Below are 13,209 nucleotides of genomic sequence, written 5' to 3' on the forward strand. Positions count from 1 at the left end.
GTGCCTACTTGAGCTAGACGATATAGAGGATGAAGGCAGTGTCCCCCGGGGCTGCAGAGCTGCACCCAAAGGGTTGGCACTGGGCTTCACGAGTGCCCGGCGCTTTCCCAATCAAAAGCCCCCGCTTTTGGGCGAAGGCTCAGGCTGAAGTGAACTATCAAAGCGACAAAAATCGGAGAGCTGCTTGCTCTTGGGTTGCGTGATCGATCACGGCTCAACCTCAGCACCCCACGCAGGGTCAGTGGTTGACCAGCCCAACCGCAGAAGCTCTTACCAGCGTTGCCCTGAAGCATCCCGGCGCAGGTATTCCCGCCGCTTAAGAAGGGCGGGCTGGCCGCTGGGCATCTCCCGCCCGTGATCGACGAACACCCGTGGATCACGGATCCAAGCCTTCTCATCACGGTGAAATCGGCAGATCCAGAACCCCTCCCGGTCGATGAGCCAGCCATCCCGCATGGCAACCCATGTAAGCACCCATGTACTAGCTGGGCATCACTATGAACAGTCAAGCAATGCCCTCAACTGCGTGAGGGCAGCCAGGCACGCCACCCCAAAAATCGGTCGCTCAGACCATCAAGGCAATGCGCCTTAATGCCGATGACTTTGTGCCTTCAAGGCACAAAACTGAGTGCATCGAGATCGGAGGCGTTCATGAGAGACGACGGTCCAACCGAGCAGATCCAAAAAGCAGACTGACTTTCTGGCCCCTGCTCCAACAGTCTCAAAAATGACCTGGGTTGGTCCTTTGGTAGGCACGCACTTTGTACGCCACGCCATTCGACGCTCCACTTGCACCGTCTCAGGTGCCCTCGGAGAAAACGACCCAACACCTAGAGCAAATGGCCCCAGGGCGCCTCGAGCCAGAAGCTTCGACCCTTTCTCTCTTAAGCAGTGATGGGTTGAACCATGCACAAACGAGCGAGCTAGGCCGTCTCTCCACCGGGAGGGGCGGCCTTCCTTTTGTGAACCGTGAATCATTCAACATCATTCCTAAAGTGAATAATTTTTATATTGATAATTTGATTAAATAGCCTAGAGCATTAATCTTCAACCCTATTAGCACATCCTACTCGTGCCTTCCTCTCTGCTGCCTGAAAATGAAGCGGAAAGGATTAATGCGCTCAATGAATACAGGATTTTAGGTACAAGCCCTGAGCAGTCATATGACGATATAACGAAAATAGCTGCAACTGTATGCTCTGCACCCATTGCTCTTATGAGCCTTGTTGATGTAGATAGGCAGTGGTTCAAGTCAAAAGTAGGCGTTGATATTCAGGAGACACCAAGGGATTGGTCTTTTTGCGCTCACGCAATTCATTCCTCCGATCCTCTTATCGTTCCCGATGCAACGATGGACTCACGCTTTACTGACAATCCTCTTGTTTGCGGCGACCCTCAGATAAGACTTTATGCAGGTTTTCCGCTGGAAAACAGTGCTTCATTAAGAGTAGGAACTTTATGCGTGATAGATCGAAGACCTCGTTATTTGACCGATAGAGAATGCGATGTCATGAAAGCTCTTGCAAGGCAAGTCGTTGCTTTTCTCGAGTTGCGAAAAAAATCTATCAACCTAATTGAATCCTTTTGTACGCATAGCGGTGGAAATAGAATGATTTCTACGTGCTCTTATTGCAGGAAGGCTCAAGACCAGAATGGAGAATGGATGCATCTTGATAAATATCTTTCACAAAGATCAAGCCTGAAATTCACACATGGCATCTGCGATTCCTGTATTGAGAAGCATTTCCCAGAGGTCTTGGACGTTTGGCGATCAGAGGACGAGTTAAAAGCCTCCGAACCTTAGCGCTGCCTCAAGTGCCCCTAGGCCGAGAAGGAAGGTGCCACCCAGTAAAATCAACTCCTTGGGATTTTGAGCCATTGACATAAGGGCAGAGCCCACGAGTAGCGCTCCAAAAAACCTAAAGGGAATCTGCAGATCCAACATTTAGATGAATTACATCTTTTGATTGTCGCACTCCGTATTTACACAAATTCATGAAATAGGCTTAATAACTCAGCACCTTGGCCATTCTCTTTACAAAAGTCAATGCTTTGAGGCTGCAGGAGACCCTGATGGACTCGATCCAAACGGCGTGAAGATTGCTCTTGGCGGAGGCTGGGGAGATACAGGCCAAGCTCGTTATGGCGATTGGGTTGATCTCTTCTCCACTGACTCCACAGTTTTGGCTTACACAATCATCAATTCGAAGAGCAATTCTCACCCCATCAGCAAGAGCGGGGATTTTTATTGGCACCTAACTGCCTTTCAGCAGTCTTGTTAATTGCGCCTGAAGCTTCAAAGCCCCAACAGCATTGCTGTGTTGCTTGCAGCGAATACTGGCTTCGATTATTTCATCCAGCAGGGCTAGACGTGTTCCGACAAGTCGTGCGCAAAAGCCTTCCTGTTCGCTGGTTTTACGCACGTTTTGCGCACGCTTGCTTGAAAGCAATAAAAAACCGCCCCTTGCGGAGCGGTGGAGATGTCAGCTGGGGACTGACTTTGATGGGCATCGGGGAGACAGGATTCGAACCTGCGGCATCTTGCTCCCAAAGCAAGCGCGCTACCAAACTGCGCCACTCCCCGGCGCCTTAAGAGGTTAGCGGTCAGCGTGCAGTTGTTCAGCGAGGTCGACGCCGCTGCGAATCGCTCCTTCCGCTGTTCCAAAGCCAGGGCCCTCGATCCAATCCCCGCAAAATCCCACTCTGCTTTTGGGGCACCACTGAAGCTCTGGGTGAAGAGGGTGGTTGAGGGGGCGTGATGCTCCCCAGCGCATCACGCCGAGGGGTTTTGCCTGGTTCACCGCAGCTGATAGACCCGATGAAGACTTGAGCAGTTCGGGCAACAGGTTCACAAGACGATGTTGCTCTTGGGCGAGCAGGCGAGCCTGGCTTTGGGGCGTGATCGCTTCTCCCGAATCCAAACCATGCACCACCAGCCCCCAGCGTCCATCGCTTTGAGGCTGAAAAACGAGTCTTTCCACCTGCCAGCGCGCCTTCGCAGCTTCGTTCAACCAGATTTGAGCAGGGATGACGTCACCCTTGAGGTCGGGCACACCGAGGTCCACCATTAAGTTCCAGCGCACCTCGGCGCGCATGCGTTGGAGCTGACTCAGCACGGCATCGAGGTCGACGTCCACGCCCTTTGCAACGGCTGATCTCAAGGGGACGTCGTCCCACGCCAGCATCTTCAGGGAGCGGGGATGGGCCAGCAGGGTTCCACTAAGCACCAGTTTCTGGGCCTTAAGGCTCCAGCTCCGATCTTCGTTTTCGAGAATCCAATGATCGCTGCGTCGTTCCAGCCAGCGCACGCGGGTTTCGAAATGACGGCTCACTTGCGCTGAGCCAACACCATCAAGCAGCTCTTCGCAGATGCGGGCCATGCAGGGAACGCCATGCCACCACCCGCCCTCCGGGCAGGCCTCAGGGCTTGTGGCGGCAGACAAGGCTGCGTCTGCGTCCAGCGAAAGCACAGGACGCTTGTTGCGCTCCAGGACTCCTGCCGACTGCAACGGTGACAACAGTTCCTTCATCCCAAGGGATGGAGGGTTTTTGAGAGCAAAACCAGGGGCTCCATGGTCGAGCAACCAGCCGCTTTGGTCTCTCCTGCGACGGCTGGCAGCCCTGCCCCCCGGCCCCCGGCCGGCTTCAATCAGCGCAATGTTCAGATTGGATTGCAACTGGTGGAATCGACCGATCAGGCTGCATCCGGACAGCCCAGCTCCGACGACGGCGAGATCAACCTCAGCCACGTTCGCTGCAGCCACCTCTCTTGATCACATCCAATAACGTTCTGCAGCGACCCTGGAAAACAGTCCGCCCAGCAGAGCCAGAAGAATCGTGACGCCAAAGAACGCGAAATACGCCATCTGAACCGTAGGCCTGATCAAGGATTCACGGCTTTCTAACAGCCGCCGCAGTGATGGCCAGCCTGAGTCACGAGACGACATCAAAGCGTTGATATGGGTCGCCTGAGATTCGAACTCAGGACCAGCCGGTTAAAAGCCGGATGCTCTACCGCTGAGCTAGCGACCCGTGCCCGCTTGGGCATGCCGTTTTTGGCACCAGCTGAGGTTATCACTCAGGTCGCCGGAGAGACTGGTGGCTGCCGAACCATGGTCATGACTGGATCGAAGCCGTGGCCCGCTCCTCAGATCGACGCTGATGCTTGGGTCGCCGATTCCGCCGTCGTCATTGGCAATGTCCGGATGGCAGAGGGCAGCAGCCTCTGGCCTACGGCAGTGGCTCGCGGTGATTTGGAACAGATCAGCATCGGAGCGGGGAGCAATGTTCAGGATGGCGCCGTGCTCCATGGCGATCCGGGGCAGCCGGTACGTATCGGTATCAACGTCACCATTGGTCACCGGGCCGTGATCCATGGCGCCACCCTGGAGGATGGGTGCCTGGTGGGGATTGGGGCCATCGTTCTGAATGGCGTCACCATTGGTGCAGGTGCTCTGGTCGCCGCCGGATCAGTCGTCACCAGGGATGTGCCCCCTGGGACTCTGGTGATGGGCGCCCCGGCCGTCGTGAAGCGGGATCTTCCTCCGGAAGCGATCGAAGAGCAGCGCCGCCATGCCCAGCGCTATGCGCGACTGGCGGCATCCCACGCTCAAATCACTCCTTGAACTCAACCCCTTGATTGCTGCGAATTTGATCAGCTTTCAAGGAAGGTCGTGGGATCCACGTAGAAGTCCGTAAGATCGGCGACACTGATTTCCGTTTTCAAGAATGGTCCGAGTTGCCATCGGTCTGGTCCTCATCCTGGTGATCGTCGGTTACTCGGCCTTCAGCGTGATCACCACGGGCCAAGTACTGGGTATTGATGCCCGTCTGTTCCTTGTGGTCGCTCCGATCCTCGCCGCCGTCAGCTGGGCTGCCTTCAACATCGGCCGTGCTGCGGTGGGTCAGTTGCAGCTGATGCTCAAGCGCAGCCGCGCTTGATTCACAGGCGAGCAAGCTTCGTAGGCTGAAGGCTGCTTGATGCAGCTGGTTGTCTCAATCTCCCCATGTCACTGTGCTCGGTGCCGGTCTTGCCGGTACCGAAGCGGCTTGGCAGATCGCCCGTGCTGGGGTTGCAGTCACCCTGGTGGAGATGCGTCCGATTCGACGATCTCCCGCCCACCACAGCAGCGACTTCGCTGAGTTGGTCTGCAGCAACAGTTTCGGCGCCCTGAGCAGCGACCGTGCAGCGGGTTTGCTGCAGGAGGAGCTGCGTCGGCTGGGATCCCTCGTGATCGGCACGGCCGACACCCACGCTGTCCCGGCGGGTGGGGCGTTGGCCGTCGATCGCGGTCGCTACAGCGCTGCGCTGACTGAAATTCTGGATCAACACCCTCTGGTCACGATTCAACGCCGCGAGCAGCACACCCTGCCGCCCGCTGATGCGATCACGGTGCTGGCGACGGGGCCGCTCACCAGTGAACCCCTCGCGGAGGATCTGCGCTGTTTCACCGGCCGAGCTGATTGCCACTTCTTTGATGCGGCGAGTCCAATCGTCCATGGCGACAGCATTGATCTGTCGGTGGCTTTTCGCGCCAGCCGCTACGACAAGGGTGATGCGGACTACATCAACTGCCCCATGGACAAGGAGCAATACCTGGCCTTCCGCCAGGCCTTGCTCGACGCCGAACAGGCCGAACTCAAGGACTTTGATCAGAACGACGCCACCTTCTTTGAGGGCTGTTTGCCGATTGAGGAGCTGGCCCGTCGGGGTGAAGACACCATGCGCTATGGCCCGTTGAAGCCGATCGGGCTCTGGGACCCTCGTTGGGGTGATGTGAATGATCGCGACGTGCGCCGGGCCAAGCGCGCCTACGCCGTGGTTCAGCTGCGGCAGGAAGACAAGGATGGTCGTCTGTGGAATCTGGTGGGCTTCCAGACGAATCTCAAATGGGGAGAGCAGAAGCGTGTTCTTCAGATGATTCCTGGGTTGGGCCAGGCGGAATTCGTGCGGTTCGGTGTGATGCACCGCAACACCTTTCTTGAATCGCCGCAGCTGCTGCAGCCCACGCTGCAATTCCGCCAGCGTCCCAACCTCTTGGCTGCTGGTCAGATCACGGGCACCGAGGGCTATGCCGCCGCCGTTGCCGGTGGCTGGTTGGCCGGCACCAATGCGGCTCGCTTGGCCCGGGGGCTTGAGCCCATTGATCTGCCGTCGACCTGCATGAGTGGAGCCCTCACCCATTTCGTTAGCGAGGCGCCCACCGCGAAATTTCAGCCGATGCCCCCCAATTTCGGGCTTCTGCCGGATCTACCGGAGCGGATCCGCGACAAGCGAGCCCGCTATGGCGCCTACCGCGATCGCGCTCTGCATGATCTGGAGCCGGTGCAGGCCCTTCAACCCGAGACTCTGACGGTATGAACACCCCTGCTGAGGCTCGCCGGATCGAACAGCGCTCGCTGCGCTTTGGGGTCGGAGCCAATGCAGTTATGGCACTCGCCGGGTTTTCCGCCCATGTGCTGACCGGTTCTTCGGCCCTGCTGTTGGACGGTCTCTATTCCGGTGTGCTGGTGGGTTCATCGTTGATTGCCAGCCGCATCAGCATGAATGTTGTGCGTCCCCCGGATCGAGCCTGGCCCTATGGCTATGAGGGGCAGGAGGCCCTGTATGTGTTGTTCCGCTCCCTGGTGCTGCTGGGGGTGATCGGCTTTGGCGTCGGCAGCGCCTGCTCCACCCTGATCGACTGGTGGCGGGGCTCCAGCATTGCTCCTCTGCATCTGGAACCGGTGGGGCTTTACACCGTTCTGATGACAGCGCTGTGCGGGCTTTTGGCCTGGCGGCATCGGCGGGATTGGCGCCGCACCGGGGGGGTGTCCCTACTGCTGTTGACGGAGGCCCGTAATGCTCGGATTGATGCGGTGATCACCCTGGCCACAGGCCTGGCCCTGCTGGCCTCTCCGTTGTTGCTGGCAACGCCGCTTTCCGCTCTGGCGCCGATTACCGATGCACTGCTGGTGCTTGCGGTCAGCCTGGCCTTGTTGCGCGAACCCTTGGCGGCGCTGCGTGATGCCATGGCCCAGGCCGCCGGCTGCGCCGCCGACCCGGATGTGTTGCAGCGCACGCGGATTGTGTTGATGCAGGAACTGGTGGGGCTTCAGTTGCAAATGATGGACTTCACCGTCCAGCAGCTGGGCCGTACAGCCTTTGTCGTGGTCTACATCAATCCTCTGCAGCCCCAGGAAAGTCGGGTGATTGATGCGCTTCGCCATCACATTGATGCCCGTTGCAGTGCCGAACTCGGCCGGCCGGTGCGGTCTGAAGTGATCCTGACGGTGATGCCACCGATTCATCGCCCGGATCCAAGGCCGCAGACGGCCCCTTAGCGTCACTTCAAAGAAGCGATGCCATGAGCGAGAAGCAGCAGTGGGATGCCGTTGTGATCGGTTCCGGCATCGGTGGCTTGGTCACCGCCAGCCAGTTGGCGGCGAAAGGAGCCAAGACCCTCGTTTTGGAGCGGTATCTGATCCCCGGAGGCAGTGGGGGAGCCTTCAAGCGAGAGGGCTACACCTTCGACGTCGGAGCTTCGATGATCTTTGGCTTCGGGACGAAGGGATACACCAACCTGCTCACTCGGGCCTTGGCGGACGTGGGCGAGCACTGCGACACCATTCCCGACTCCGCCCAGCTGGAATACCACATGCCCGGTGGCCTGCGCATCGCGGTGGATCGCGACTACGAGCAGTTCATCGCTGACCTCACGGCACGGTTTCCCCACGAGGCCGAGGGAATCCGCCGCTTTTACGACACCTGTTGGCAGGTGTTCAACTGCTTGGACGCCATGCCGCTGCTGTCCCTGGAGGATCCGGCCTATCTCACCAAGGTGTTCTTCAAAGCGCCACTGGCCTGCTTAGGCCTAGCTCGCTGGCTGCCGTTCAATGTCGGAGCGGTGGCTCGACAGCACATCAAGGACGAGCAGCTGTTGAAGTTCATCGATATCGAGTGCTTCTGCTGGTCGGTGATGCCGGCGGATCGCACGCCGATGATCAACGCAGGCATGGTGTTTTCCGATCGCCATGCAGGGGGGATCAACTACCCCAAGGGAGGGGTTGGCGTGATTGCCGAAAAGCTGGTGCAGGGATTGGAACGCCACGGTGGCGCCATTCGCTATCGGGCACGGGTCACGGAGGTATTGATCGAGAACGATCAGGCGGTGGGCGTGAAACTGGCCGATGGCGAGATCATCCATGCCAAGCGGGTGATCTCCAATGCCACCCGATGGGACACCTTCTCGGGTGAAGGTGATGAAAAGCGCCGCTCTGGCCAGGCCCTGGTGGATGCTGCCCACACGCCTGACAAGGAGCAGTTCTGGCGCAAGCGCTATGTGCCTTCGCCGTCCTTCCTCTCACTGCATCTGGGCGTTCGGTCCGATCTGATTCCGGCCGGCACTCATTGCCACCACCTGCTTCTCGAAGAATGGAGCCGGATGGAAGACGAGCAGGGGGTCATCTTTGTGTCGATGCCTTCGCTTTTGGATCCGGATCTGGCCCCGGCTGGCCATCACATCGTCCACACCTTCACGCCGTCATCGATGGAGGCCTGGCAAGGGCTATCGCCCAGTCAGTACCGGGAGAAAAAGGAAGCCGATGCCGCGCGATTGATCCAGCGACTCGAGGCGGTCCTGCCCGGCCTTGCGGAGGCCATCACCCACAAGGAGATCGGCACGCCCCGCAGCCACCGGCGTTTTCTCGGGCGCTTTCAGGGCAGCTACGGCCCGATCCCGGCGATGCAGCTCCCGGGTCTTCTACCGATGCCGTTCAACCGCACCGGACTGAAGAACCTCTATTGCGTGGGCGATTCCTGTTTCCCCGGCCAGGGTCTGAATGCTGTGGCCTTCAGTGGGTTTGCCTGTGCCCATCGGGTTGGGGCCGACCTGGGCCTGAACCCCTGGGCGCTGCCGGCCTGATCTTTTGCTTAGCGTAATTTCATCTAGGAGTTGGGATGCCGCCTGAGTTTCAGCCGTCGTCGGAAGATCTGGCCCGCTACCTCGACCAGAGGGGTGAGCTCAGCAAGCCCTGGAATCTGCAGATGCTGCGGCTCAAAAAGCTCAAGGAAGCCAAGGCGTCGATGGACCCTCAGCTGTATCTCGAGAAGGTGCAGGAGGCCCACGCCGATCTGATGCGTCTGGGCCAGTTTTGGAAAGGCCGTGAACAGGAGGTGTTTGGTGGCACCTACCAACCCTCCGAACTGATCGAACCGCTGCCGGGGTCCCCGGACGACCGATGACCGGCATCGAACGCTTCGGCCTATCACCCCTGATCCGCTTCACCCTGCTCAGCCTCTATGGGGCTTTGGTGTTGCCCTTGCCCTTGCTCGCTCCTGCTGAGGTTCGATGGCTTGTGGTGGCAGGGCTGCTGCTGGGCTTGGTGTTGGTGATCGGTTTGTTGAGTGAACGGGTGGAGACTGATGCTGAGGGAATCCAGGTGCGTTACCCCACCTGGATTCGCTGGTTGCTGCGCCGCGGCTGGACCATGCGTTGGCAGGACATCCGTGGCCTGGTCCCTGTCGGTACCAGTCAGGGCGGAACGGTGTATTACGTGAAGGCAGCCGATCTTCGCCACCAGCTGTTGCCGCAACGCATCGAGCGCTTTGATCGATTCCTGGCTCTGCTGGCGGCCAACACCAATGTGTCGACGAAGGGCATCGGGCGTTTGACCCCACCCTGGACCTATCAGCTCTTGGCGGGCTTAGCCGTGATGATGATTGCCGGCGAACTGCTTGCTTCCCTGGCCCTGGCTCAAGGCTGGATCGGCTTGCCTGCAGGTTATCCAGGCTGACGAAAGAAAGCCCCGGATCGTGCTTCTCGGTGGCTTTGTGATTGATACAGGCTTCAACACCACGGAACCCAAGGACTATTCCTACCCATCCTCCGGTGCAGAAATCCGGCGAAAACGTCTGGTTCGTCAACGCCGAACTGCAACTGGTCTGTCAGCTCAAGCAGATATAGCGGCAGTTGATTCTCAGAGCGTGCCTTGGTGCAGGGGGCCAGCACATTTTTTCCAGCCCATCGACTTGAGCGTGTTCCATTTCTCCAAAGCCTCTTGGCGCGTCATCAGCTGACTGCCTTGGGGGATTGGGTCATCAGGTGGTCGCCAATGAAAATTGCGCAGGCAAATTAATTCATTTCGAGAGCCATCCCGATGGCTTGTGAACTGGCAGAACATCTGCTGTGGCTCATTGCTTAGCCAAGCGCCTTCAGTTTTGTAGGAAAGATCTTCAGTAATGGTTTCGCTCCATATGAGCTTGCCTTGATTCGGAAGCCAGCTGCTGCTTTTGGTTTTGGAGCTGGCGGAGTTTCTCAATGTGCTGCGCGTGTTCTCCGCTGCTCCAGTGTTGAGGGAATGCAACTCGGGCCTGAAGCTCTGAGATTTCGTTATTGAGTGTTCGCGCTGGGTCCTCGGACCGAAGTACCCCTTCACTGTGAACCATTACAGCCATCTATGCCGTAGAACCGCTTGGGGATACCCAGGCATAAGTCCGTCCATCGAGGATGTGGAGACAATGCTGAATCCAGCCAGGCCAGGCCAATGAGCAAAGTCAAAGGCCTCATCAATGCTCACCTTTGTCCTGTACTGATCAGCTTTGTGGTGATCGATGGAGCTATCCAGATCCCACCGATCGCCGGCACTTCAACCAGTGCGTTGAAACCATTGAGACAGTGACCGGGAAGCCTCTGAACGGCATTGGTGCTGTAGCCGTCTGTAACGGTCGCCCCGGGGCTGACGTTGTGATCGTCGACTGATTTCAGACAGGTATTTCTGCTTCAATCTCCCAGCCTTCATTGGCAAGCTCTTCCGAAGTCTTGGGGGCGTCTTCAGAAACGACATCGATGAGGAGAAACTTCTCTCCTTGGTTGCAATAAATTCTGGTTAATCCGATCACGGCGGGGGCTCCCGGGTGTCGACCCCGCCATGGTTACCCGTGTGAACGGATAAATCAACTGCGCCTGGGCTGGAAACAACTCTTGATTTCGTTCAGATGTTTGCGGTTGCCAAGTCGCTTCAAGACGCTCAAATCGAACCAGTTGGTCTTACGGGATGACAACCGAACTAACAAATCTCCCCTGTGGAACGGTTCAGGTGAAAGTCTGTTTGAACCACGTCTGTGAATTGGGTTGGGTGACCTCACACCATTTGGTCCCGCCTAAAGAGGCTCAACTGAAGCAATCAATTCGCATCCATTCAAAAGGCACTAGCGAATCTCTCTGAATGCTGCACTGGCGGTGATTCGTGATGGAGCAGTGGGATTTTGTTGTCTCCTCATGGCTGGTTTTGCGCGATGCCTTGCGCTGACCTTTGGCGTCTGGAAGCCAGAGCGAGCTAAGAAAGCTGCATGAATCATTGGACCCGTACATCAACGCCAGAGCCCTTAGACGGTCTCCAAGGGGTGTGAGCAAACATCTCAGGTTTGCGAGGACGTCGATTTCAACTCATCCCGCGACAGTAAGACTCCAGTCTCTGACTGGAATGACGACACCTGATCTAGCTCGCCGGCAGGTTGTCCAGGCTGAAGCGATAGCCCCGCTGGCGAACGGTGGTGATTCCACCGCCCTCGCCTAGACCTGCCTGCTCCAACTTGCGGCGCAGGGTCAGCACCTGGGTGTCCACGGAGCGGGGGCCGCCACTGAAGGGTGGCCAGGCCATCCGCAGCAGTTCCTGTCGGCTACGCACCAGCCCAGGGGGCATCAAAAGGGCACAAAGCAGGGCGAATTCGCGAGGGCTGAGCTCCACCGGCTGCTCCCTCAGCGTCACTTGGCGCAGCAGCAGATGCACTTCGAGCGGTCCGACAGTGACCCGTTCCTGCAGACCGCTGTGCCCCCGCTTGAGCAGGGTGCGACAACGGGCAGCCAATTCTTCAAGACCGAAAGGCTTGCGCAACACATCATCGGCGCCGTCATCCAGCAATCCCACCACCGGTTCTGCACCGGTGCGTGCCGTCAGCACAATCACAGGGCAACGCAGCTGTTCTGCCAGACGGAGTGCAGAGCTGCGCTCCAGCAGTTCCGCGCTGACCAACAGATCGGGAGACTGTTCCTGACAAACCTCCAAAGCTTCAACGGCATTGGCAACAGCTGCCGTGAGATGTCCGTCATGACGGAGCCGCTGGACCAGCACCGTGCGCAGGGTTGGATGCGGCTCGACAACCAAGACCCGAGAAGGCTCCTGACCGGTGTTTGAGGTTGGCATCACAACCGAATCGGAGCTGGCTGCAGACGTTTCAGCCGAAAGGTCGTGGGGAGTGGAGGTCACTGGATCGGCCCGGGCGCGCCTACGCTAAGCCGAATTTCCTGGCAGGCTGGTAACAGGGGCTGCTGTTGCATCTCATGACATCACTCGACGACCCTGAAGCTATCCGTCATTTCCAGTCGCTGTGCGATGCCTGCCAGGAGCTGACCACGCGCTATCACACCCCATCGGAGCTGCGGCTGTACTCCGATGGCTATCTGCATGCCTTGAGGAAATCAGGTTGTCTTGACCCTCGTTCTCAGCATCGCCTTGAGCAATTAATCGATCGCTGGATCATGGATCCCTCCAGCTTCATTGGCCCTGACGGGGATGTCAGCACTTTGTATATGCAGCATCCCCGGGGCTATTGAGTTAGCTCGCCAGAGCAATTTCCAATTTTTCCCTGAGTTCGCCGGAGTTGTACATCTCGATCAGGATGTCAGAGCCGCCCATGAATTCCCCTTTCACGTAAACCTGGGGAATGGTGGGCCAGCTGGAAAAGTCCTTGATTCCCTGGCGAATTTCCATATCGGAAAGAACATCGAATGTCTCGAATGCCACACCGAGGGAGTGCAGGATTTGGACCACGTTGTTTGAAAAACCGCACTGGGGCATCAACTTGGAGCCCTTCATGAACACGAAGATCGGGCTGGAGGCGACCAGAGTTTCGATTCGAGCTTTGGTGGAAGGGTCCATCGTTGATCGTGTGTTGAGCGTTAAGCGGACGCAGCGTCCGAAGGAGTTGAGGTGTTGAGCGCGAGGGCATGAATCGCCTCGCTTGCCAATTCTTGCTGCAGAGCGCCGTAGACCATCTGATGCTGACGGATGCGTGAGAGGCCCGCAAAAGCGGACGACACAACCGTCACTTGGAGGTGGTCACCGCCGCCGGTCAGATCCTCAACGGTGACGTTGGCGTCTGGAATGACCTGTTGGATCGCGGCTTCAACGGCATCCGGCTGCACCATGGCGGTGGTTGCACAAGTGGGA

17 protein-coding genes and 2 tRNA genes are annotated in these 13,209 nt (G+C 57.9%); 10 read left to right on the forward strand and 9 right to left on the reverse strand.

The annotated features are described in order from the left end of the window. Positions 1 to 270: 270 nt before the first annotated feature. Positions 271 to 474: a DUF1651 domain-containing protein gene (locus tag FZZ92_RS01755; protein WP_370631224.1), complete on the reverse strand. Its 204-nt coding sequence runs from the start codon at positions 472 to 474 to the stop codon at positions 271 to 273. 598 nt (positions 475 to 1,072) lie between these two features. Between FZZ92_RS01755 and FZZ92_RS01760 the strand changes: the two genes are divergently transcribed. Next, positions 1,073 to 1,804, forward strand: a complete 732-nt coding sequence (locus FZZ92_RS01760; RefSeq protein WP_226398110.1) for a GAF domain-containing protein — start codon at positions 1,073 to 1,075, stop codon at positions 1,802 to 1,804. 706 nt (positions 1,805 to 2,510) lie between these two features. On the opposite strand, the gene FZZ92_RS01765 is transcribed toward FZZ92_RS01760, so the two are convergent. From FZZ92_RS01765 to FZZ92_RS01775, 3 genes are all read right to left on the reverse strand, one after another. Next, a tRNA-Pro gene (locus FZZ92_RS01765) sits at positions 2,511 to 2,584 on the reverse strand. A gap of 13 nt (positions 2,585 to 2,597) precedes the next feature. Continuing rightward, positions 2,598 to 3,764, reverse strand: coding sequence for an NAD(P)-binding protein (locus tag FZZ92_RS01770; RefSeq protein ID WP_226422433.1), 1,167 nt, complete (start codon positions 3,762 to 3,764; stop codon positions 2,598 to 2,600). A 196-nt stretch (positions 3,765 to 3,960) separates the two neighbouring features. After that, positions 3,961 to 4,032 (reverse strand) — tRNA-Lys (locus FZZ92_RS01775). Between the two features lie 86 nt (positions 4,033 to 4,118). Between FZZ92_RS01775 and FZZ92_RS01780 the strand changes: the two genes are divergently transcribed. From FZZ92_RS01780 to FZZ92_RS01810, 7 genes are all read left to right on the forward strand, one after another. Next, positions 4,119 to 4,625: a gamma carbonic anhydrase family protein gene (locus FZZ92_RS01780; protein WP_370631225.1), complete on the forward strand. Its 507-nt coding sequence runs from the start codon at positions 4,119 to 4,121 to the stop codon at positions 4,623 to 4,625. A 193-nt stretch (positions 4,626 to 4,818) separates the two neighbouring features. Then, positions 4,819 to 4,941: a photosystem II protein Y gene (locus FZZ92_RS01785; protein WP_025362202.1), complete on the forward strand. Its 123-nt coding sequence runs from the start codon at positions 4,819 to 4,821 to the stop codon at positions 4,939 to 4,941. Positions 4,942 to 4,990: 49 nt separating this feature from the next. Beyond that, positions 4,991 to 6,361 (forward strand): FADH(2)-oxidizing methylenetetrahydrofolate--tRNA-(uracil(54)-C(5))-methyltransferase TrmFO, encoded by a 1,371-nt coding sequence (gene trmFO / locus FZZ92_RS01790; RefSeq protein WP_226422435.1) that lies wholly within the window; start codon positions 4,991 to 4,993, stop codon positions 6,359 to 6,361. Next, entirely contained in the window at positions 6,358 to 7,323 is a 966-nt protein-coding gene (locus tag FZZ92_RS01795; RefSeq protein ID WP_226422436.1) for a cation transporter, read from the forward strand. The genes trmFO and FZZ92_RS01795 overlap by 4 nt, the downstream gene beginning before the upstream one ends. A 23-nt stretch (positions 7,324 to 7,346) precedes the next feature. Next, positions 7,347 to 8,903: a carotenoid isomerase gene (crtH, locus tag FZZ92_RS01800; protein ID WP_226398105.1), complete on the forward strand. Its 1,557-nt coding sequence runs from the start codon at positions 7,347 to 7,349 to the stop codon at positions 8,901 to 8,903. Between the two features lie 35 nt (positions 8,904 to 8,938). Beyond that, positions 8,939 to 9,223: a hypothetical protein gene (locus tag FZZ92_RS01805; protein ID WP_226422437.1), complete on the forward strand. Its 285-nt coding sequence runs from the start codon at positions 8,939 to 8,941 to the stop codon at positions 9,221 to 9,223. Further along, a complete protein-coding gene (locus tag FZZ92_RS01810; RefSeq protein ID WP_226398103.1) occupies positions 9,220 to 9,774 on the forward strand; it encodes a hypothetical protein in 555 nt (184 codons plus the stop codon). The genes FZZ92_RS01805 and FZZ92_RS01810 overlap by 4 nt, the downstream gene beginning before the upstream one ends. Before the next feature lie 183 nt (positions 9,775 to 9,957). On the opposite strand, the gene FZZ92_RS01815 is transcribed toward FZZ92_RS01810, so the two are convergent. Beyond that, positions 9,958 to 10,344 (reverse strand): hypothetical protein, encoded by a 387-nt coding sequence (locus FZZ92_RS01815; protein WP_226398102.1) that lies wholly within the window; start codon positions 10,342 to 10,344, stop codon positions 9,958 to 9,960. A gap of 215 nt (positions 10,345 to 10,559) precedes the next feature. Here FZZ92_RS01815 and FZZ92_RS01820 point away from each other — a divergent pair, with 215 nt between their 5' ends. Then, entirely contained in the window at positions 10,560 to 10,739 is a 180-nt protein-coding gene (locus tag FZZ92_RS01820; RefSeq protein ID WP_226422438.1) for a hypothetical protein, read from the forward strand. 2 nt (positions 10,740 to 10,741) lie between these two features. On the opposite strand, the gene FZZ92_RS01825 is transcribed toward FZZ92_RS01820, so the two are convergent. Further along, the gene (locus FZZ92_RS01825) at positions 10,742 to 10,879 is read right to left on the reverse strand and encodes a hypothetical protein (protein WP_170952217.1); all 138 of its coding nucleotides are present in this window, start codon (positions 10,877 to 10,879) and stop codon (positions 10,742 to 10,744) included. Positions 10,880 to 11,478: 599 nt separating this feature from the next. Then, positions 11,479 to 12,246, reverse strand: a complete 768-nt coding sequence (locus FZZ92_RS01830) for a response regulator transcription factor (protein ID WP_226398101.1) — start codon at positions 12,244 to 12,246, stop codon at positions 11,479 to 11,481. A gap of 74 nt (positions 12,247 to 12,320) precedes the next feature. Here FZZ92_RS01830 and FZZ92_RS01835 point away from each other — a divergent pair, with 74 nt between their 5' ends. Next, entirely contained in the window at positions 12,321 to 12,593 is a 273-nt protein-coding gene (locus FZZ92_RS01835) for a DUF6761 family protein (RefSeq protein WP_226422439.1), read from the forward strand. A 1-nt stretch (position 12,594) separates the two neighbouring features. Here the strand turns inward: FZZ92_RS01835 and grxD are convergent, their stop codons facing one another. Beyond that, entirely contained in the window at positions 12,595 to 12,918 is a 324-nt protein-coding gene (gene grxD, locus FZZ92_RS01840) for a Grx4 family monothiol glutaredoxin (protein WP_115093059.1), read from the reverse strand. Positions 12,919 to 12,938: 20 nt separating this feature from the next. Then, positions 12,939 to 13,187 carry a BolA family protein gene (locus FZZ92_RS01845; protein WP_114987834.1) on the reverse strand — a complete coding sequence of 83 codons (249 nt, stop codon included), beginning with the start codon at positions 13,185 to 13,187 and terminating at the stop codon, positions 12,939 to 12,941. Positions 13,188 to 13,209: the final 22 nt, after the last annotated feature.

The sequence above is a fragment of the Synechococcus sp. MU1611 genome, assembly GCF_020514255.1.
GTDB lineage: Bacteria > Cyanobacteriota > Cyanobacteriia > PCC-6307 > Cyanobiaceae > Parasynechococcus.

What these genes read in the sequence shown, in the direction of transcription:
- FZZ92_RS01835 (WP_226422439.1), top strand. Translation starts at nt 12,321, where the DNA reads ATGACATCACTCGACGACCCTGAAGCTATCCGTCATTTCCAGTCGCTG.
- FZZ92_RS01810 (WP_226398103.1), top strand. Translation starts at nt 9,220, where the DNA reads ATGACCGGCATCGAACGCTTCGGCCTATCACCCCTGATCCGCTTCACC.
- FZZ92_RS01845 (WP_114987834.1), bottom strand. Translation starts at nt 13,187, where the DNA reads ATGGTGCAGCCGGATGCCGTTGAAGCCGCGATCCAACAGGTCATTCCA.
- FZZ92_RS01805 (WP_226422437.1), top strand. Translation starts at nt 8,939, where the DNA reads ATGCCGCCTGAGTTTCAGCCGTCGTCGGAAGATCTGGCCCGCTACCTC.
- grxD (WP_115093059.1), bottom strand. Translation starts at nt 12,918, where the DNA reads ATGGACCCTTCCACCAAAGCTCGAATCGAAACTCTGGTCGCCTCCAGC.
- FZZ92_RS01795 (WP_226422436.1), top strand. Translation starts at nt 6,358, where the DNA reads ATGAACACCCCTGCTGAGGCTCGCCGGATCGAACAGCGCTCGCTGCGC.
- crtH (WP_226398105.1), top strand. Translation starts at nt 7,347, where the DNA reads ATGAGCGAGAAGCAGCAGTGGGATGCCGTTGTGATCGGTTCCGGCATC.
- FZZ92_RS01780 (WP_370631225.1), top strand. Translation starts at nt 4,119, where the DNA reads ATGACTGGATCGAAGCCGTGGCCCGCTCCTCAGATCGACGCTGATGCT.